Here is a 19,547-nt window from a genome sequence, read left to right as displayed (position 1 = left end):
TCGGTGCATGTCGTACTCGCCGGCGGGGGGACCGCCGGGCACATCGAGCCCGCGCTTGCCCTCGCAGACGCCCTGCGGAGGCAGGACCCGACCGTGGGAATCACTGCCCTCGGCACGGAGCGCGGACTCGAGACCAGGCTCGTACCCGAGCGGGGGTACGAGCTGGCACTGATCCCTGCGGTACCGCTGCCGCGCAAGCCCACACCCGAGCTGATCACCGTCCCGGGAAGGCTGCGCGGCACCATCAAGGCCGCCGAGCAGGTGCTGGAGCGCACCAAGGCTGACTGCGTGGTCGGCTTCGGGGGCTACGTGGCCCTGCCCGGCTACCTCGCGGCCAAGCGCGTCGGGGTCCCGATCGTCGTCCACGAGGCCAACGCACGGCCGGGCCTGGCCAACAAGATCGGTTCGCGGTACGCCCACGGGGTCGCCGTCTCCACCCCCGACAGCAAGCTGCGCGGCGCCCGCTACATCGGCATCCCGCTGCGCCGGACCATCGCCACCCTCGACCGCGCCCGGGTCCGCCCGGAGGCGCGTGCCGCGTTCGGGCTCGATCCCAATCTGCCGACCCTGCTCGTCTCCGGCGGATCCCAGGGCGCCCGTCACCTCAACGAGGTGGTCACGCGGATCGCACCGCTGCTCCAGCGGTCCGGAATCCAGATCCTGCACGTGGTCGGCCCGAAGAACGAATTGCCGCGCATCGACAACATGCCCGGGATGCCGCCCTACATCCCGGTACCGTACGTGGACCGGATGGATCTCGCGTACGCCGCGGCCGACATGATGCTCTGCCGCGCGGGCGCGATGACCGTCGCCGAACTCTCCGCCGTCGGGCTGCCCGCCGCCTACGTCCCGTTGCCGATCGGCAACGGCGAACAGCGGCTCAACGCCCAGCCGGTGGTCAACGCCGGCGGTGGTCTGCTGGTGGACGACGCGGCGCTCACCCCGGAATGGGTGCAGGGCAACGTCCTTCCGGTGCTCTCGGATCCGCACCGGCTGTACGAGATGTCCCGTGCCGCCGCGGAGTTCGGGCGACGGGACGCCGACGACCTGCTCGTCGGCATGGTGTACGAGGCGATTGCCGCACGCCGCCAGGCGTGAGGCGGTGCGGACCCGGGGCGGGCGCCCCGGGTCCGGCGAAGGAGCGAGCGTGGCCGGACCGACGACCGCCCAGCGCGGCGAGGCCGGGCGGGCCGACACCCCGGCCCGCCCGCCGCACATCGGCCCCGAGGGGCGACGCCTGACGGGCCGTACCAGGCTGGTCCTGGCCGCGGTTGGTCTCGTGCTGACCGCCGCGGCCACGGCCTGGGTGCTCTACGGCTCGTCCTGGCTGAGGCTGGAGCGCGTGACGACCACCGGCACGGACGTCCTGACCCGGAGTGAGGTGGAGGCCGCCGCGGCGGCCCCCGTGGGATCCCCGCTGATCTCCGTCGACACCGGAGCGATCGCGGACCGGTTGCGCCAGAAGTTGCCTCGTATCGACTCCGTGGATGTCGTACGGTCATGGCCGCACGAGGTCAGTTTTAAAGTGACCGAACGAAAGCCGGTCCTGTTGGTCGAAAAGGGCAAAAAATTTATTGAAGTGGACGCAAAGGGCGTTCGCTTCGCAACCGTGGACAAAGCGCCCCCGCATGTCCCGCTTCTGGAATTGACGCCTGATCAGTCGGCGAGCATGCGCCGGTTCGGCAGTGACCGGCTGCTGCGGGAAGCGGTCCGTGTCGCGGGAGATCTCCCGGGGAAGGTGGCCGGGGAGACCGAGGCCGTACGGGTCACCTCGTACGACTCCGCCGTCCTGGAACTGACCCGGGGGCGCACCGTGATGTGGGGCAGCAGTGAGCAGGGGCCCGTGAAGGCGCGGGTGCTCACCGCTCTCATGAAAGCGTCTCCCAAAGCGGGACACTTCGACGTGAGTGCCCCCACGGCCCCTGCGTCGTCGGAGAGTTGACGCACGTTTGGCCTGGCCAGCCCCCTGGTTGGTCAGCGCTACGGGTGATCACATAGGGTGAAAAGAAAAACGGGAGGTTCGGCGTGTTCGTTGAACGTGCGCCACTTGTCGACTTAGTGTCCTGTTCGGAAGAGTCCAAGAAGCAGACACACTGGTAACCCTAAACTTCAACGTTAGGGTTTGGGTCGGCGTCCGGACCGACCCAATCGGCATCCGTCGTCGCGGCGGGACTACCGCCAAGCGACGACACGTAACTCGAGGCGAGAGGCCTTCGACGTGGCAGCACCGCAGAACTACCTCGCAGTCATCAAGGTCATCGGTGTCGGCGGCGGTGGTGTCAATGCCATCAACCGAATGATCGAGGTCGGTCTCAAGGGCGTCGAGTTCATCGCGATCAACACCGATGCGCAAGCACTGTTGATGAGCGACGCCGACGTCAAGCTCGACGTCGGCCGTGAACTCACCCGTGGCCTCGGCGCCGGGGCGAACCCGGCCGTCGGTCGTAAGGCGGCAGAGGACCACCGTGAGGAGATCGAGGAGGTCCTCAAGGGGGCCGACATGGTCTTCGTCACTGCCGGTGAGGGCGGCGGCACCGGCACCGGCGGCGCACCCGTCGTCGCCAACATCGCGCGCTCGCTGGGCGCCCTGACGATCGGTGTGGTCACCCGCCCGTTCACGTTCGAGGGCCGGCGACGCGCGAACCAGGCGGAGGACGGCATCGCCGAGCTCCGCGAAGAGGTCGACACCCTCATCGTCATCCCCAACGACCGGCTGCTGTCCATCTCGGACCGCCAGGTCAGCGTGCTCGACGCGTTCAAGTCGGCCGACCAGGTGCTGCTCTCGGGCGTCCAGGGCATCACCGACCTCATCACGACCCCGGGGCTGATCAACCTCGACTTCGCCGACGTCAAGTCGGTCATGTCCGAGGCCGGATCGGCGCTCATGGGCATCGGCTCCGCCCGCGGGGACGACCGCGCGGTGGCCGCCGCGGAGATGGCGATCTCCTCGCCGCTCCTGGAGGCTTCCATCGACGGCGCCCGCGGTGTCCTGCTCTCCATCTCCGGCGGCAGCGACCTCGGTCTCTTCGAGATCAACGAGGCCGCCCAGCTGGTGAGCGAGGCCGCACACCCGGAGGCGAACATCATCTTCGGCGCGGTCATCGACGACGCGCTGGGCGACGAGGTCCGGGTCACCGTGATCGCCGCGGGCTTCGACGGCGGACAGCCGCCGGCCCGTCGGGAGAACGTCCTCGGAGCGAGTGCCGGCAAGCGTGAGGAGCCGGCTCCGCCGGCCCGGGCGGCCGAGCCGGCGCGCCAGAGCGGCGGACTGGGCTCCGTGCCCCCGCGTGAGGAGCCCCAGGCGCCGGCCGAGCCGGCGCCGGTGGCGAACGAGTCCTCGCTGCCGCCGGTCTCCCCGCCGCACGTCCCGACGGCCCGTCCCTACCAGGACACCCAGGCCGAAGAGCTGGACGTACCGGACTTCTTGAAGTGATAGGTCCGCAGCGCGCGGTGAGAGCCGCGGAGTCTTCGGCGGGCGGCGCCCATTTCGCCTTCACCGACAGGTGGGGCGGAGTGAGCGCCGTTCCGTACGAGGAGCTCAACCTCGGCGGCGCGGTCGGCGACGACCCCGCCGCCGTCCGTGCGAACCGTGCGCGCGCCGCCCGTTCCCTCGGCCTGGATCCGGACCTGGTGGTCTGGATGAACCAGGTGCACGGGCGCGACGTGGCCGTGGTCGACGGTCCCTGGGGCGGTTCCCCGGACGTCCCCGCCGTGGACGCGGTGGTGACGGCGCGGCGCGGACTCCCGCTCGCGGTGCTCACCGCCGACTGCACACCGGTACTGCTCGCCGATCCGGTGGCCGGTGTCGTGGCGGCCGCCCACGCGGGGCGGCCGGGTCTGGTCGCGGGAGTCGTCCCGGCGGCGGTCGAGGCGATGATCGCGCTCGGCGCCGAGCCGTCCCGGATCGTCGCGCACACCGGGCCGGCCGTCTGCGGACGGTGTTACGAGGTTCCGGAGCAGATGCGCGCGGACGTCGCCGGGGCCGTCCCGGCGTCCTGGTCGGAGACCGGCTGGGGAACGCCCGCGGTGGACGTCACGGCCGGAGTCCACGCCCAGCTCGAAGAGCTCGGTGTCGGCGACCGGCACAGCTCGCCGGTCTGCACACGGGAATCCGGTGACCATTTCTCGTACCGCCGGGACCGCACCACGGGGCGGCTCGCGGGATATGTCTGGTTGGACTGATAGGGCATGACGGATCGCAGGACCCAACTCGCGGCGAACCTGGCACAGGTGGAGGAACGTATTGCTTCCGCCTGCGCGGCGGCAGGCCGCGAGCGGGAGGAAGTGACCCTCATCGTGGTCACGAAGACGTATCCCGCGAGCGATGTGCGCATCCTGCACGAACTCGGTGTCCGGCACGTCGCGGAGAACCGTGACCAGGACGCGGCGCCAAAAGCCGCCGCTTGTGCGGATCTGTCGCTCACATGGCACTTTGTCGGACAGTTGCAGACCAACAAGGTCCGCTCCGTGGCCGGTTATGCCGATGTGGTGCAGTCGGTCGACCGCGTGAAGCTCGTCACCGCACTCTCGGCGGCGGCGGTCAGGGGTGAGCGTGAACTCGGCTGTCTCATCCAGGTCGCGCTCGACGCGGAGAGCGGTGAGCGCGGGGACCGGGGTGGGGTCGCACCGGACGCGATCGAGGAGTTGGCCGCCTCGGTGGAAGCGGCGGAAGGGCTCAGGCTCGACGGTCTGATGACCGTCGCCCCGCTCGCAGGCCCCTACGCCGGCCGGCAACGGGCCGCGTTCGGCCGCCTGATGGAATTCTCATCCCGCCTGCGCGGGGACCATCCGGCTGCGAACATGGTCTCTGCTGGGATGAGCGCGGATCTCGAGGACGCGATCGCGGCCGGGGCGACACATGTACGCGTCGGTACGGCGGTGCTCGGAGTCCGACCCCGGCTCGGGTAACGTCGCGAAGCAAGTCGGACCACAGCAGAAAATATGGTCATTCCCGCTCGAAGCGGGCAGGCCGGAGTGGATCTCGGGCACTTGGTGACACGAATGCCGATCCACCACAGAGCGGAGGACTCGGAGCATGGCCGGCGCGATGCGCAAGATGGCGGTCTACCTCGGCCTCGTGGAGGACGATGGGTACGACGGTCCGGGGTTCGACCCCGACGACGAATTCGAACCCGAGCCGGAGCCCGAGCGGGACCGGCGGCGACACCAGCCCGCGCATCCGGTGGAGCGGGAACGGGACGAACCGGTACGAGCGGTGCAGCCACCCGCACCCCGGGAACCGGTTCAGCTCCCGGCGGAAAGCGGACGACCCGCCCGAATCGCCCCCGTGGCATCCATCACACCTGACCGCCCGAACATGGAGAAGAACGCACCGGTGATCATGCCCAAGGTCGTGTCCGAGCGGGAGCCCTACCGGATCACCACGCTGCACCCCAGGACCTATAACGAGGCCCGTACCATCGGGGAACACTTCCGCGAGGGCACGCCGGTGATCATGAATCTCACGGAGATGGACGACACGGACGCGAAGCGACTTGTCGACTTTGCCGCGGGACTCGTCTTCGGTCTCCATGGCAGCATTGAGCGTGTGACACAGAAGGTGTTCCTGTTGTCGCCTGCTAACGTCGATGTCACGGCGGAGGACAAGGCCCGCATCGCAGAGGGCGGGTTCTTCAACCAGAGCTGAGAACACCGGGAACAAACCCGGCCGGAAGGCCGGGGCTACGAGAGCCAGGGGAGAGGGAAGCGCGGGAAATGGGCGTCGCACTGGATGTGGTCTATATCGCGCTGATGTGTTTCCTCATCGTGCTGATCTTCCGGCTGGTCATGGACTACGTCTTCCAGTTCGCACGTTCATGGCAGCCAGGCAAGGCGATGGTGGTCGTTCTCGAGGGCACTTACACTGTCACGGATCCACCGTTGAAGCTTCTGCGGCGGTTCATACCGCCGTTGCGTCTCGGGGGCGTGGCACTTGACCTGTCCTTCTTCGTTCTGATGATCATCGTCTACATTCTGCTCAGCCTTGTGGGCAAGCTTGCGAGCGGCGTGTGAACGATACGGTCTTGCCGACTGCCGACGACTACGTAGAGGTGAAGAAGAGATGCCGCTGACCCCCGAGGACGTGCGGAACAAGCAGTTCACGACCGTCCGCCTCCGAGAAGGCTATGACGAGGACGAGGTCGATGCCTTCCTCGACGAGGTCGAGTCGGAACTGACCCGTCTGCTCCGTGAGAACGAGGACCTGCGCGCCAAGCTGGCCGCCGCCACGCGTGCGGCCGCGCAGAACCAGCAGCAGCAGGGAATGCGTAAACCGCCGGAGCAGCAGGAACGGCCAGGGGCTCCGGTGCCCGCCGCCATATCGGGTCCGCCGGTGCAGCAGCAGCCCCCGCAGATGGGTCCCCCCCAGCTGCCCGGTGGCGCTCCGCAGCTGCCTGCCGGTCCCAGCGGCCACGGCCCGCAGGGTGGCCATGGCCCCGGTCCGCAGGGCCCGCACGGCCCCGGCCCGATGCAGGGCGGTCCCATGGGTGGCCCGATGGGCGGTCCCATGGGCGGTCACGCCCCGCAGCAGCAGATGCAGCAGCAGCAGCAGCAGATGCAGCAGCAGCAGATGCAGCAGCCCGGTCAGGGCCCCGGCGGCGACAGCGCCGCCCGAGTCCTCTCCCTTGCCCAGCAGACCGCTGACCAGGCGATCGCGGAGGCCCGTTCCGAGGCCAACAAGATCGTCGGTGAGGCGCGCAGCCGTGCCGAGGGCCTCGAGCGCGACGCCCGCGCCAAGGCGGATGCCCTGGAGCGGGACGCGCAGGAGAAGCACCGCGTGGCGATGGGCTCGCTGGAGTCGGCCCGCGCGACGCTGGAGCGCAAGGTCGAGGACCTGCGTGGCTTCGAGCGCGAGTACCGGACCCGCCTGAAGTCCTACCTGGAGAGCCAGCTGCGTCAGCTGGAGACCCAGGCCGACGACTCGCTTGCTCCGCCGCGGACCCCGGCCGCCGCTTCGCTGCCGCCGTCGCCTTCGCTGGCTCCGGCCGGTGCGGGTGCGATGGGACACACCATGGGCGGTAACCACGGTGGCCACGGCAACCAGCAGATGGGCGCCGGCAACCAGTCGATGGGCGGTGGACCGTCGTACGGCGGCGGTCAGCAGCAGATGTCGCCCGCGATGACTCAGCCGATGGCGCCGGTGCGGCCGCAGGCGCCGCAGCCGATGCAGCAGGCGCCGTCGCCGATGCGCGGGTTCCTGATCGACGAGGACGACAACTGAGCGGTTCGCGCTCGCTGAGCGCGTAGCCGTCGGCAGGCAGAGGGCCGGGCCCCGGGGTTTTCCCGGGGCCCGGCCCTTTTGCGTGCCCTCGCGGCGTGGCGTGGGCGTGCGGGCACACAGCGAGGGGCTCGTCCCCGAGCACGGAGACGGAGCTCCGCTCCCCGATCGCCGGCAGGGCTGGAAGTGAGCCTCCCCACAGGGGGGCGGGACCCCGGCAGGAGCGGGACCCCGGGGTCCCGCCGGGAGCGGAAACAGGGAAAGGCCCCGCCGGCTGGTCTCGCGCCGACGGGGCCCCTCCGTGTGCGGTGGCGGCTACTCGGCCGTCTTGCGGAGGCGGAACGTCAGGGACAGGCCCTCGTCCTCGAACGGCGTGCCGTACGTGTCGTCCGCCTCACCCTGCGCGTACTCCAGGGCCAGGACCTCGTCCGCGATCAGGGTCGCGTGCGCCGTCAGGGCCTCGGCCGTCGCGGGTGACGTCGACGTCCAGCGGACCGCGATCCTGTCCGCCACGTCCAGGCCGCTGTTCTTGCGTGCCTCCTGGATCAGCCGGATCGCGTCACGGGCGAGCCCCGCGGCCCGCAGCTCCGGGGTGATCTCCAGGTCCAGGGCGACCGTCGCGCCGGAGTCGGAGGCCACCGACCAGCCCTCACGGGGGGTCTCCGTGATGATGACCTCGTCGGGGGCGAGGGTGACCTGCTCACCGTCGACCTCCACCGAGGCCGTGCCCTCGCGCAGCGCCAGGCTGAGCGCGGCGGCGTCGGTGTCCGCGACGGCCTTGGCCACCGCCTGCACGCCCTTGCCGAAGCGCTTGCCCAGCGCGCGGAAGTTCGCCTTCGCCGTGGTGTCGACCAGCGAGCCGCCGACCTCGGAGAGGGAGGCCAGGGAGGTGACGTTCAGCTCCTCGGTGATCTGGTCGCGCAGCTCGGGCGTGAGCGACTCGAAGCCCGACGCCGCGACCAGGGCGCGCGACAGCGGCTGCCGGGTCTTGACCCCGGACTCGGCGCGCGTGGCCCGGCCGAGCTCCACCAGGCGGCGCACCAGAGCCATCTGCGAGGAGAGCGACGGGTCGATCGACGCCGGGTCCGCCTTCGGCCAGTCGGACAGGTGCACCGACTCCGGGGCGTCCGGGGCGACGGGGACGATCAGGTCCTGCCAGACCCGCTCCGTGATGAACGGGGTCAGCGGGGCCATCAGCCGGGTCACGGTCTCCACGACCTCGTGGAGCGTGCGCAGCGCGGCCTTGTCGCCCTGCCAGAAGCGGCGGCGCGAGCGGCGGACGTACCAGTTGGACAGGTCGTCGACGAACGCGGAGAGCAGCTTGCCGGCGCGCTGCGTGTCGTACCCCTCCAGAGCCTTGGTGACCTCGTCCACCAGGGTGCCGAGCTCGCTCAGCAGCCAGCGGTCCAGGACCGTGCGGTCGGCGGGTGCCGGATCGGCGGCGGACGGGGCCCACTTCGACGTACGGGCGTACAGGGCCTGGAAGGCCACCGTGTTCCAGTACGTGAGGAGCGTCTTGCGGACGACCTCCTGGATCGTGCCGTGACCCACGCGGCGCGCCGCCCAGGGGGAGCCGCCCGCCGCCATGAACCAGCGGACCGCGTCGGCGCCGTGCTGGTCCATCAGCGGGATCGGCTGGAGGATGTTGCCCAGGTGCTTGGACATCTTCCGGCCGTCCTCGGCGAGGATGTGGCCCAGGCAGACGACGTTCTCGTAGCTGGACTTGTCGAAGACGAGGGTGCCCACGGCCATCAGCGTGTAGAACCAGCCGCGCGTCTGGTCGATGGCCTCCGAGATGAACTGCGCCGGGTAGCGGCTCTCGAAGATCTCCTTGTTCTTGTACGGGTAGCCCCACTGCGCGAACGGCATGGAACCGGAGTCGTACCAGGCGTCGATGACCTCCGGGACGCGGTACGCCTCCAGTTGGCAGTTCTCGTGCGAGCAGGTGAACGTGATCTCGTCGATGAACGGGCGGTGCGGGTCCAGGTCCGACTGGTCGCGGCCGGTGAGCTCGGAGAGCTCGGCGCGGGAGCCGACACAGGTCAGGTGGTCGTCCTCGCAGCGCCAGATCGGCAGCGGGGTGCCCCAGTAGCGGTTGCGGGACAGCGCCCAGTCGACGTTGTTGTTCAGCCAGTCGCCGAAGCGCCCGTTCTTGACGGAGTCCGGGAACCAGTTGGTCTTCTCGTTCTCCTGGAGCAGCCGGTCCTTGACCGCCGTGGTGCGGATGTACCAGGACGGCTGCGCGTAGTACAGCAGGGCCGTGTGGCAGCGCCAGCAGTGCGGGTAGCTGTGCTCGTACGGGACGTGGCGGAAGAGCTTGCCTCGTGACGCCAGGTCCTCGGTCAGGGCTTCGTCGGCCTTCTTGAAGAAGACCCCGCCGACCAGCGGGAGATCCTCCTCGAAGGTGCCGTCGGGGCGGACCGGGTTCACCACCGGAAGGCCGTACGAGCGGCAGACGAGGAGGTCGTCGGCGCCGAACGCGGGGGACTGGTGGACCAGACCCGTGCCGTCCTCCGTCGTGACGTACTCGGCGTTGACGACGTAGTGCGCCTCGCTCGGGAACTCGACGAGCTGGAACGGGCGTTCGTACGTCCAGCGCTCCATGTCGCGGCCGGTGAAGGTCTCGCCGGTCGGCTCCCAGCCTTCGCCGAGCGCCTTCTCGACCAGCGGCTGCGCGACGACCAGCTTCTCCGCGCCGTCGGTCGCGACGACGTAGGTGACGTCGGGGTGCGCGGCGACGGCGGTGTTGGAGACCAGGGTCCAGGGGGTCGTCGTCCAGACGAGCAGCGCGGCCTCGCCCGCCAGCGGCCCGCTCGTCAGCGGGAAGCGCACGAAGACCGAGGGGTCGACGACCGTCTCGTAGCCCTGGGCGAGCTCGTGGTCCGAGAGGCCGGTGCCGCAGCGCGGGCACCAGGGGGCGACGCGGTGGTCCTGGACCAGCAGGTCCTTGTTGAAGATCTCCTTCAGCGACCACCACACGGAGTCGACGTACTCCGGGTCCATCGTGCGGTAGGCGTCCTCGAGGTCGACCCAGTAACCCATACGGGTCGTGAGCTCGGTGAACGCGTCGGTGTGGCGGGTGACGGACTCGCGGCACTTCGCGTTGAACTCGGCGATGCCGTAGGCCTCGATGTCCTTCTTGCCGTTGAAGCCCAGCTCCTTCTCCACCGCGAGCTCGACCGGCAGCCCGTGACAGTCCCAGCCGGCCTTGCGGCCCACGTGGTAGCCCTGCATGGTGCGGAAGCGCGGGAAGACGTCCTTGAAGACGCGGGCCTCGATATGGTGGGCCCCGGGCATGCCGTTGGCCGTCGGGGGGCCCTCGTAGAAGACCCACTCGGGGCGGCCCTCGGACTGTTCGAGGCTCTTGGCGAAGACCTTGCTGTCGCGCCAGAAGTCGAGCACGGCGTGCTCGAGGGCGGGCAGGTCGACCTGGGCGGGTACCTGGCGGTACTGCGGCGATGTCATGTGCGGGCTTCCTCCGGCGGACGTCTTCCACTTCCGTCGGAGGGACGAGAGCCGGATCAGCTCCCGCGGTACCACCCTCCTTGGCCGCGGGCATGCACCCGTGGCCCCCTCATTGGGGTCGCGATGCCGGGTCTACCTGCCTCGGACCCGTGGGCGGGACCCACTGTCCAAAGCTTTCTTCCGGCGGCTCCGGGGTGATCTTCACGGCGCGCTCGCCCCCGGGCTCCCACCGTCCCCGGGTCGCTCCTGGCTGCGTACGACGCTACTCGTCCCATCCATGCCTCTCGCTGCGGCCAGTGTACGGGCCCGTACGGACGACCGCCGACCGGTTGATCCGCGGGGCGGTCTTGACCCGAATGGCCAGACGGGACGGACGGAGCCCCGGAGAGCGCGCGGGGACGGATTACCGCGCGGGGAGCTGGGCACAACGGTTGCAGGCGGGGCCACCGCCCGCCCGCGGGCAGGGCCAACCGGCGGCGTGCCCCGTTGCCGCGGAGCCGGGGTCGATTTATCGTCCCAGCACGATTCGCGTGCAAGATCACAATATGTGAAGGGGCCGCGGCCATGGTGGCGAAGAAGACCGCCGCATCGAGAACGGCGTCCGCGAGATCCACGGCTGCGGCTGCCGAGGAGGAGACCGGGAGCGCGGGCGAGGAGGCCGGCCCGGAGGCGGGCCAGGAGAAGCCGGTCGGGAAGACGGCGAAGAGAGCGGCGGGGAGGGCGGCCGCCGGGAAGAAGGCGGCGGCACTCCCGCCGGAGCGGGAACAGAGCGGTCAGGACCCGGCGCACGGCGGGCCGGCGGAGAGCAGCACGTCGAAGAAGAGCGCCGCCAAGAAGGCGTCGAAGAAGGCCACGGGGGCGGCCCGGGCCGCCGAGGAGACAGGAGCCCACACGGTGGTAGCCAAGAAGAGCGCGGCCCGGACCACGGCTGCAGGAGAGGGCGTCGCGACAGCGGTCCCCCCGGCCAGGGCCGGCGCGGCGCCCGGAGACCTGGCGGTCAGGCCGGGGGAGGACCCCTGGACTCCTGAGGAGGTCGACGCGGCGCGGACCGAGCTGACCGGCGAGGTCACCCGACTGCGCACCGAACTGGAGGCGTCGGGCGCGGCCCTGGCCGGACTGATGCGCGACTCCGGGGACGGGGCCGGTGACGACGACGCGGACACCGGCACGAAGAACATCACCAGGGAGCACGAGCTGTCCCTGGCGGCCCACGCCCAGGAGACCCTGAGCCAGACGGAGCGAGCCCTCGCCAGGCTCGACGCGGGGACCTACGGGCTCTGCGAGGTCTGCGGCAAGCCGATCGGCAAGGCGCGGATGCAGGCCTTCCCCCGCGCCACGCTCTGCGTGGAGGACAAGCAGAAGCAGGAGCGGCGCGGCTAGCACGGCCGCGTGACCCGGGGGACCTCGTGCGAGCGGTCCCGTGCGTACGAGCGGTTCCGTGCGTACGAGCGCGAGGCGGAGCCGTCCGGGCGGAACCGGAAGCCCGGAAGCCCGGGAGGCGGGGGAGGGCCGGGCGGGGCGGGGCGGCCGGGGGCGGGGCCGCCGGCGAGGCCGGTTCGTCCCCGCCCGGCCGGTTCGAACCGGCCGGATCCGGCCGAAGGCGTGGGGGGAGCGGTCGGGCGCGGACGTTCCGGAGCCTGAGGCCCCTGATCGCCCGGGTGTGTCGTACCCTCGTCCTCAGTCAGGCACCTAGGTTGAGGGACTCACGTGGCAGAGGCGGAGCGCATCATCGGTACGCCGGATATCCCTGATGCCGAGGGGGCCGACGGGGCTGAGCCCCAGCAGGCCTCGGAGGGCCCGGCCCCGGCGGGGGCCGACGAGCCCGGCAGCGGCCGGGGCAGGAAGCGGATCCTCGTCCTCCTCTGCGTGGCCGTCCTGGCCTACCTCCTGGACCTGGTCAGCAAGATGATCGTGGTCGCCAAGCTGGAGCACGAGGAACCGATCGAGATCTTCGGCGAGTGGCTGAAGTTCGACGCGATCCGGAACGCGGGCGCCGCCTTCGGGATCGGCGAGGCGTTCACCGTGATCTTCACGGCCATCGCGGCCGTCGTGATCGTCGTGATCATCCGGCTCGCGCGCAAGCTCTACAGCCTGCCCTGGGCCATCGCCCTCGGCCTGCTGCTCGGAGGAGCGCTCGGCAACCTGACCGACCGCATCTTCCGCGCGCCCGGCGTGTTCAAGGGCGCGGTGGTCGACTTCATCGCCCCCGCCCACTTCGCCGTCTTCAACCTCGCCGACTCCGCGATCGTCTGCGGAGGCATCCTGATCGTGATCCTCTCCTTCAAGGGCCTGGACCCGGACGGCACCGTGCACAAGGACTAGTGGGCGCAAGGCATACTCGACTGGTGAGTACGTATCCCGAGGTCCGCACCCTGCCCGTACCCGACGGCCTGGAGGGCGAGCGTGTAGACGCCGCCATCTCCCGGATGTTCGGTTTCTCCCGCACCAAGGCCGCCGAGCTGGCCGCTGCCGGGAAGGTCCAGGTGGACGGGGCGGTGGCCGGGAAGTCGGAGCGGGTGCACGGCGGCGCCTGGCTGGAAGTGGAGATGCCCCAGGCGCCCGCTCCCGTCCAGATCGTCGCCGAGCCCGTCGAGGGCATGGAGATCGTCCACGACGACGACGACATAGTCGTCATCATGAAGCCGGTGGGCGTCGCCGCCCACCCCAGTCCCGGCTGGACCGGTACCACGGTCATCGGCGGCCTCGCCGCTGCCGGCTACCGCATCTCGACGTCGGGCGCCTCCGAACGCCAGGGCGTCGTGCACCGGCTGGACGTCGGCACCTCCGGCCTGATGGTCGTGGCCAAGTCCGAGCGGGCCTACACCCTGCTCAAGGCCCAGTTCCGCGACCGGGTCGTCGAGAAGAAGTACCACGCGCTGGTCCAGGGCCACCCGGACCCGATGAGCGGCACGATCGACGCCCCCATCGGCCGTCACCCGCAGCACGACTACAAGTGGGCCGTCACCGCCGAGGGCAAGCCCTCCGTGACCCACTACGACCTCATCGAGGCCTACCGCGCCGCCAGCCTGCTCGACATCAAGCTGGAGACCGGGCGCACGCACCAGATCCGCGTGCACATGTCCGCGCACCGCCACCCGTGCGTCGGCGACCTGACGTACGGGGCCGACCCCACGCTGTCGAAGCGCCTCGGGCTGACCCGGCAGTGGCTCCACGCGGTCCGGCTCGGCTTCGAGCACCCGGCCGACGGCAGCTGGGTCGAATTCGAGAGCAGCTACCCGGACGACCTGCGTCACGCCCTCGACACGATCGCGGCGGAGAGCGAATGAACCCCGGGGCCGGCCCGTACAGCACCCGCAGGGCTCTCGACGAGAGCGACCTCGCGGCATGCTTCCAGGTCCGCAAAGAGGTCTTCGTCGGTGAGCAGCAGGTGCCCGAGGAGATCGAGTACGACGAACACGACGCTTCGGCGGTGCATGTCCTCGCCGTGGCCGCGGACGGCTCCCCGCTGGGCACGGGACGGCTGCTGCACGGTGCGGACGCGGCGGGGAAGACCGGCGGCGACCACACCGTCGGGTCCCTCGGCCGCCTCGCCGTGGCCCGCGCGGCCCGTGGCCTGGGCGTCGGGGCCGCACTGGTACGCGCCGTAGAGGCGGAGGCCCGCGCGCTGGGCCTGACCGCCGTGGACCTGCACGCCCAGACGCACGCGCTCGGCTTCTACGAGCGGCTCGGCTACACGGCGTACGGCCCTGAATTCCCGGACGCCGGGATACCGCACCGGGCCATGCGCCGCGCGCTCTGACCTCGCGGGGGATGCCACAGGTCCGCCGGTCCCGCGTGGCACGCTGGGAGGTCTGACCGGCTGATCAACGGGCCCCCGGGGGTCCGGCGCGCTGCGGAAGGCACAACGTGGACCAGATGGCGCTCCTGCTCCTGCTCCTCCTCGGAGCGGTGGTCACGGTGCCGCTCGGGGAGCGCCTGCGCCTGCCGGCGCCGATCCTGATGACCCTCGCCGGGATCGTCATGGCCTTCGCCAGCTTCGTCCCCGACGTGGACATCCCGCCGGAGTTCATCCTGCCCGCCGTCCTGCCGCCGCTGCTCTACGCCTCCGTGCAGCGCACCTCCTGGCGGCAGTTCGCCGCCAACCGGCGGCCGATCTTCCTGCTGGCCGTCGCCCTCGTCTTCGTCACGACGGCTGCCGTGGCCACGGTCGCCCACGCGATGGTGCCCGGCCTGCCCATCGCCGCCGCCGTGGCCCTGGGCGCGCTCGTCGCCCCGCCCGACCCGGTCGCGGCGACGGCCGTGGCCGGTTCGGTGGGACTGCCGCGACGGCTCGTGTCGATCCTGGAGGGCGAGGGCCTGTTCAACGACGTCACGGCCATCGTCCTGTACCACGTCGCGATCGCCGCCGCGGTCAGCGGCACCTTCTCCCTGCCCGCCGCCTTCGGGCTGCTCGTCCTCTCCGCGGTGGTCGCCGTGGTGGTCGGCCTGGTGCTCGGCTGGCTCACCATCAAACTGATGGGCTTCCTGGGTGACGCCACCCTCCAGGTCGGCCTGACGCTGCTCGTGCCGTTCGTCAGCTACGTACTCGCCGAGGAGCTGATGGGCTCCGGTGTGCTCGCCGTCCTCACCACCGCGCTCTTCCTGGCCGAGCACACCGCGGACGCCGACGACGTCCTCGGGCGGCTCACCGGCCGGTCCTTCTGGGAGATCGTCGACACCCTCGTGACCGGTGTCGCCTTCGGCCTGATCGGCCTCGAACTCCAGAACGTCTTCGGCACCGCCGACGGACGCGAACTGCGCCTCGCGGGCTGGGGGCTCGCCGTCGTCGCGGTCGTCGTCGGCGTACGGCTGCTGTGGCTGCTGCCCGCCACGTGGCTCGCCAAGCGGCTGCACACCCGCCGCGACTACAGCGAGGAGATCCCGACCAGCTGGCGCGAGACCGTCATCATGTGGTGGGCCGGCATGCGGGGAGTGGCCTCCGTCGCGCTGGCGCTCGCGATCCCGCTGGAGACGGACGACGGCAGGCCGTTCCCCGGCCGGGACGAGATCGTGTTCATCGCCTTCGCCGTCATCATGGCCACCCTCGTCCTCCAGGGCCTCACCCTGCCGTGGCTGGTGCGCAAGCTCGGCGTCCGCGCGGACACCGACGCCGAGCAGGCCCTGGAGCGTGACCTCGCGCTCCGTGCCGCAGCGGCGGCCAAGACCCGTCTCAAGGAGGTCCAGAGCACCGAGGACCTCCCGGAGGAGGTCCTGGAGCGGCTGCTGCGCGCGGCGTACGACATCGGGGCACGGATCAGCCCCGACATCGTCGACGAGGAGCGCCGCGAGGCATACGCGCAGCGCGCCCAGCGGTTCAAGGAGGTCAACCGGATCCAGCGCGAGATGATGTCGGCCGCCCGCCACGCGGTGCTCGCCGCCCGCAGCGAGCCCGGCTCGGACCCGGAGGTGGTGGACCGGGTGCTGCGCTACCTGGACGTACGCAGCCTGCGCTGACGCGGCCCGCCCGCAGCGCGGCTGATCAGCCGCGTCCCGTGCGGGGGGCCTTCTCCGGAGTCGGCACCCTGCCGTTGGCCGAAGGCCGGCCGGTGTCCGCGCCCGTCAGCTCCCGCCAGTGGTCGCCCGGCGGCAGCGCCGCGGGCGACGTCACGACCCGGGGCAGCGCGTACGGGTGGTGGTCCCGGAGCCAGCCGATCATCTGCTCCCGCACCGCGCAGCGCACCGTCCAGATGTCGTCCGCGTCCTTCGCGGTGACCACCGCCCGTACCTCGATCGTCGTGGGAGTGCTGTCCGTGACGGCCAGGGACCAGTCGCGCCCGTCCCAGGCGGCGCACTCGCCGAGGATGTCACGCAGCCTGTCCCGCATCGCGGCGATCGGGGCCGAGTGGTCGAGCTGGAAGAAGACCGTGCCCGTCATCTGCACCCCGCCGCGCGACCAGTTCTCGAACGGCTTGCTGGTGAAGTACGACACGGGCATCGTGATCCGCCGCTCGTCCCAGGTCCGGACCGCGAGGAAGGTGAGAGTGATCTCCTCCACGGTGCCCCACTCACCGTCCACCACCACCGTGTCGCCGATCCGGACCATGTCGCCGAAGGCGATCTGGAAGCCGGCGAAGAGATTGCCGAGGGTCGACTGGGCCGCGACACCGGCGACGATGCCGAGCACACCGGCGGAGGCCAGCATCGAGGTGCCGACCGTCCGCATCGCCGGGAAGGTCAGCAGCATCGCCGCGACGGCGACCGTCGCCACCACGGCGGTGACCACACGCTGGATCAGCGTGACCTGTGTGCGGACCCGGCGGACCCGGGCCGGGTCGCGGGTGGACGTCGCGTAGCGGGCGTACGAGGACTGCACGATCGTGGCCGCGACGCGGATCACCAGCCAGGCCGACGCCGCGATCAGCACCAGGGTCAGGACCTGACCGATCGCAGCCCGGTTGTCCCGTACCACGTCGATCCGGAGCTGGTCGAAGCTCGCCCTCAGCAACGCGGTACAGATCACCACCTGCAAGGGAGGGCGGCAGAGCCGGAGCAGTCCCCAGACCGGAGTCTCGTGGTGACGGCTGTCGGCGCGCCGGAGCAGCAGGTCCACCAGCCAGCCCAGCGCCAGTGTGACCACCAGCGATCCACCCACGACCAGCATCGGTCGCAGTACGTTCTCCATTCCCTCGTCCTCCAAGCGTCGGGGCACAGCTGGCACCATGGGCCTCATGAACATCATGCTTTTCCACTCGACCTTTGGTCTGCGGCCCGCTGTGCACGCGGCTGCCGACCGGCTGCGTGCGGCCGGGCACGAGGTGCGCGTGCCCGATCTCTTCGAGGGGCACACCTTTGACACCGTCGAGGACGGAATGGCCTTCAAGGAGCAGGTGGGCAAGGACGAGCTGCTCAAGCGCGCCGTCCTGGCCGCCGCGCCCTACTCCGACCAGGGCCTCGTCTACGCGGGATTCTCGTTCGGGGCGTCCGTCGCGCAGACCCTGGCACTCGGCGATGCGAAGGCGCGCGGGCTGCTGCTGCTCCACGGCACGTCGGACATCGCCGAGAACGCCTCGGTGGACGAGCTGCCCGTACAGCTGCACGTCGCCGACCCCGACGCGTTCGAGTCGCCGGACTGGCTGAACAGCTGGTACCTGCAGATGCAGCGGACCGGCGCGGACGTCGAGGTCTACCGCTACCCCGGCGCCGGGCACCTGTACACCGACCCGGACCTCCCCGACTACGACCAGGCCGCCGCCGACCTGACGTGGAAGGTCTCGCTCGGCTTCCTCGCCACGCTGTAGCGGGAACGGGCCGCGCACCGGGGTGCGCGGCCCGGGCCGGTCACCGCACCGGGGCGTCGGCCCTCTCGATCCGCTGGGTGCCGCTGCGCGTGCGGTAGGAGCGGACCCATGACGCCGTCGCCTCTCTGCTGGTCTTGTCGGAGACCACGTAGTAGTCCATCTGCGAGCGCTCGGCCGTCACGTCCAGGACGCCGTAGCCGTGCGAGTCCATGTCGATCCACTTCACATGGCGGTTGGCGGCCCTGACCGCGGTCGCCGCGACCGCCGAGACGGTTCCGGGAGCCGCCCGCAGGATGTCGTCCAGGTTGTCCGAGGTGACCGACGTCACCACGAACTCCGTGGCCGCCGACGCGGACAGCGGATACGTCGCCGCTCTCACGGGTACGTCGTTGGCCCACGCCATGTGGATGTCGCCGGTCAGGAAGACCGTGTCGGTGACGGCGTGGTCCCGCAGATGGGAGATCAGCTCCTTGCGGTCGTCCGTGTAGCCGTCCCATTGGTCCACGTTGACCGCCAGCCCCTCACCGGGCAGCCCGAGCAGCTCCGCGAGCGGCGTCAGCAGGTGGGCCGGAAGCGCCCCGAAGGCGACCGGCGAGATCATCACCGAGGTGCCCACCAGCTTCCAGCGCGCGTCCGACGCGGTCAGCCCGGCCTTGAGCCAGTCCAGCTGTGCCCGCCCCGTGATCGAGCGCTCCGGGTCGTCGACCGCGCCGTTCCCGATCGACGCCTGCTCGGAGCGGAAGCTGCGCAGGTCGAGCAGGTGCAGCTCGGCCAGGCCGCCGAAGCTCAGGCGCCGGTACACGGTGCCCTCGGTGGAGGCACGGACCGGCATCCACTCGAAGTACGCCTGCTTCGCCGCGGCCACCCGGGCGGCCCAGGAGCCCTCCGTGCCGGGGGTGTGGTTCTCGGCTCCCCCCGACCAGGCGTCGTTGGCGAACTCGTGGTCGTCCCAGATCGCGATCACCGGGTGGGCGGCGTGCAGCGCCTGGAGGTCGGTGTCCGTCTTGTACGTGGCGTGCCGGAGCCGGTAGTCGGCGAGGGTGCGGATCTCGTGGAGCGGGGCGTGGGGGCGTACGACGGTGTCCTGGGTCGGGTAACTGCCCGACGCGTACTCGTATATGTAGTCGCCCAGGTGCAGGACGGCGTCCAGGTCGGCGCGGGCCGCGAGATGGCGGTACGGGGAGAACCAGCCGGCCTCCCAGTTGGCGCAGGACACCACTCCGAAGCGGATGCCGGGGACGGCCGCCCCGGCGGCGGGCGCCGTGCGGGTGCGGCCGACGGGGGAGAGGACCGTGCTGCCCGCGGAGAAGCGGAACCAGTACGCCGTCGCCGGCCGGAGCCCTCGGACGTCGGCCTTGACGGTGTGGTCGGAGGCGGCCCGCGCGACGGCCGTGCCCCGGGCGGCGATCCGGGTGAAGTCCCTGTCCTCGGCGATCTCCCAGGCGACCGGCGTGTCGGCGCCGAGGCCCGAGCCGGGCACGGCGTCGGGGGCGGGGGTGACGCGGGTCCACAGGAGTATGCCGTCGGGCAGCGGATCGCCGGAGTTTGTGCTGGCCGGGGGCCACCCCTTGGGGGGGGGAAAGAGAAAAGGGGGGGGAAAAGGGAGAATTTCCCCCCGCCTGTTGGCC

General features: G+C 70.8%; 16 protein-coding genes and 1 pseudogene. 14 read left to right on the top strand and 3 right to left on the bottom strand.

Going from position 1 to position 19,547, the window contains the following annotated elements; genetic code table 11:
* The first annotated feature begins 3 nt into the window (after nt 1-3).
* From murG to OO67_RS23830, 8 genes are all read left to right on the top strand, one after another.
* Nucleotides 4-1,098: an undecaprenyldiphospho-muramoylpentapeptide beta-N-acetylglucosaminyltransferase gene (gene murG / locus OO67_RS23865; RefSeq protein ID WP_033303298.1), complete on the top strand. Its 1,095-nt coding sequence runs from the start codon at nt 4-6 to the stop codon at nt 1,096-1,098.
* A 49-nt stretch (nt 1,099-1,147) separates the two neighbouring features.
* Nucleotides 1,148-1,942, top strand: a complete 795-nt coding sequence (locus OO67_RS23860) for a cell division protein FtsQ/DivIB (protein ID WP_033303297.1) — start codon at nt 1,148-1,150, stop codon at nt 1,940-1,942.
* Between the two features lie 276 nt (nt 1,943-2,218).
* The gene (gene ftsZ / locus OO67_RS23855; protein ID WP_033303295.1) at nt 2,219-3,433 is read left to right on the top strand and encodes a cell division protein FtsZ; all 1,215 of its coding nucleotides are present in this window, start codon (nt 2,219-2,221) and stop codon (nt 3,431-3,433) included.
* A gap of 17 nt (nt 3,434-3,450) precedes the next feature.
* The gene (gene pgeF, locus OO67_RS23850) at nt 3,451-4,182 is read left to right on the top strand and encodes a peptidoglycan editing factor PgeF (RefSeq protein WP_106972802.1); all 732 of its coding nucleotides are present in this window, start codon (nt 3,451-3,453) and stop codon (nt 4,180-4,182) included.
* A 6-nt stretch (nt 4,183-4,188) separates the two neighbouring features.
* Complete coding sequence (locus tag OO67_RS23845; RefSeq protein WP_033303291.1) at nt 4,189-4,908, top strand: YggS family pyridoxal phosphate-dependent enzyme; 720 nt, start codon at nt 4,189-4,191, stop codon at nt 4,906-4,908.
* A gap of 127 nt (nt 4,909-5,035) precedes the next feature.
* Entirely contained in the window at nt 5,036-5,647 is a 612-nt protein-coding gene (locus tag OO67_RS23840; RefSeq protein ID WP_033303289.1) for a cell division protein SepF, read from the top strand.
* Nucleotides 5,648-5,715: 68 nt separating this feature from the next.
* Nucleotides 5,716-6,012 (top strand): YggT family protein, encoded by a 297-nt coding sequence (locus OO67_RS23835; RefSeq protein ID WP_033303287.1) that lies wholly within the window; start codon nt 5,716-5,718, stop codon nt 6,010-6,012.
* Between the two features lie 49 nt (nt 6,013-6,061).
* Complete coding sequence (locus tag OO67_RS23830; RefSeq protein ID WP_033303286.1) at nt 6,062-7,219, top strand: DivIVA domain-containing protein; 1,158 nt, start codon at nt 6,062-6,064, stop codon at nt 7,217-7,219.
* Between the two features lie 312 nt (nt 7,220-7,531).
* Here the strand turns inward: OO67_RS23830 and ileS are convergent, their stop codons facing one another.
* Nucleotides 7,532-10,681: an isoleucine--tRNA ligase gene (gene ileS, locus OO67_RS23825; protein ID WP_033303285.1), complete on the bottom strand. Its 3,150-nt coding sequence runs from the start codon at nt 10,679-10,681 to the stop codon at nt 7,532-7,534.
* 564 nt (nt 10,682-11,245) lie between these two features.
* Between ileS and OO67_RS23820 the strand changes: the two genes are divergently transcribed.
* From OO67_RS23820 to OO67_RS23800, 5 genes are all read left to right on the top strand, one after another.
* Entirely contained in the window at nt 11,246-12,061 is an 816-nt protein-coding gene (locus OO67_RS23820) for a TraR/DksA family transcriptional regulator (RefSeq protein ID WP_033303284.1), read from the top strand.
* 327 nt (nt 12,062-12,388) lie between these two features.
* The gene (lspA, locus tag OO67_RS23815; RefSeq protein ID WP_033303282.1) at nt 12,389-13,003 is read left to right on the top strand and encodes a signal peptidase II; all 615 of its coding nucleotides are present in this window, start codon (nt 12,389-12,391) and stop codon (nt 13,001-13,003) included.
* A 23-nt stretch (nt 13,004-13,026) separates the two neighbouring features.
* Nucleotides 13,027-13,968: an RluA family pseudouridine synthase gene (locus OO67_RS23810; RefSeq protein ID WP_033303281.1), complete on the top strand. Its 942-nt coding sequence runs from the start codon at nt 13,027-13,029 to the stop codon at nt 13,966-13,968.
* Complete coding sequence (locus OO67_RS23805) at nt 13,965-14,441, top strand: GNAT family N-acetyltransferase (protein ID WP_033303279.1); 477 nt, start codon at nt 13,965-13,967, stop codon at nt 14,439-14,441. Before OO67_RS23810 ends, OO67_RS23805 begins: the two co-directional genes overlap by 4 nt.
* Before the next feature lie 107 nt (nt 14,442-14,548).
* On the top strand, nt 14,549-16,135 hold the full coding sequence (locus OO67_RS23800) for a Na+/H+ antiporter (protein ID WP_033303278.1): 1,587 nt from the start codon (nt 14,549-14,551) through the stop codon (nt 16,133-16,135).
* 25 nt (nt 16,136-16,160) lie between these two features.
* Here the strand turns inward: OO67_RS23800 and OO67_RS23795 are convergent, their stop codons facing one another.
* Nucleotides 16,161-17,303 carry a mechanosensitive ion channel family protein gene (locus tag OO67_RS23795; protein WP_033303277.1) on the bottom strand — a complete coding sequence of 381 codons (1,143 nt, stop codon included), beginning with the start codon at nt 17,301-17,303 and terminating at the stop codon, nt 16,161-16,163.
* A 37-nt stretch (nt 17,304-17,340) separates the two neighbouring features.
* Between OO67_RS23795 and OO67_RS23790 the strand changes: the two genes are divergently transcribed.
* Nucleotides 17,341-17,919 (top strand): dienelactone hydrolase family protein, encoded by a 579-nt coding sequence (locus OO67_RS23790; RefSeq protein WP_033303276.1) that lies wholly within the window; start codon nt 17,341-17,343, stop codon nt 17,917-17,919.
* Nucleotides 17,920-17,959: 40 nt separating this feature from the next.
* Here OO67_RS23790 and OO67_RS23785 read toward each other — a convergent pair.
* Nucleotides 17,960-19,462: pseudogene (locus tag OO67_RS23785) on the bottom strand (alkaline phosphatase D family protein); the annotation flags it as partial.
* Nucleotides 19,463-19,547: the final 85 nt, after the last annotated feature.

The sequence above is a fragment of the Streptomyces atroolivaceus genome (assembly GCF_000717025.1).
GTDB lineage: Bacteria > Actinomycetota > Actinomycetes > Streptomycetales > Streptomycetaceae > Streptomyces > Streptomyces atroolivaceus.
Note: the sequence above shows the minus strand (reverse complement) of the source record. Positions and strands in the feature narration are given on the sequence as shown.

Bases quoted from the DNA above. Each gene is read 5' to 3' on its own strand.
- OO67_RS23845 (WP_033303291.1), top strand. From the start codon at position 4,189: ATGACGGATCGCAGGACCCAACTCGCGGCGAACCTGGCACAGGTGGAG.
- OO67_RS23840 (WP_033303289.1), top strand. From the start codon at position 5,036: ATGGCCGGCGCGATGCGCAAGATGGCGGTCTACCTCGGCCTCGTGGAG.
- OO67_RS23835 (WP_033303287.1), top strand. From the start codon at position 5,716: ATGGGCGTCGCACTGGATGTGGTCTATATCGCGCTGATGTGTTTCCTC.
- OO67_RS23830 (WP_033303286.1), top strand. From the start codon at position 6,062: ATGCCGCTGACCCCCGAGGACGTGCGGAACAAGCAGTTCACGACCGTC.
- ileS (WP_033303285.1), bottom strand. From the start codon at position 10,681: ATGACATCGCCGCAGTACCGCCAGGTACCCGCCCAGGTCGACCTGCCC.
- OO67_RS23820 (WP_033303284.1), top strand. From the start codon at position 11,246: ATGGTGGCGAAGAAGACCGCCGCATCGAGAACGGCGTCCGCGAGATCC.
- OO67_RS23805 (WP_033303279.1), top strand. From the start codon at position 13,965: ATGAACCCCGGGGCCGGCCCGTACAGCACCCGCAGGGCTCTCGACGAG.
- OO67_RS23795 (WP_033303277.1), bottom strand. From the start codon at position 17,303: ATGGAGAACGTACTGCGACCGATGCTGGTCGTGGGTGGATCGCTGGTG.
- OO67_RS23790 (WP_033303276.1), top strand. From the start codon at position 17,341: ATGGGCCTCATGAACATCATGCTTTTCCACTCGACCTTTGGTCTGCGG.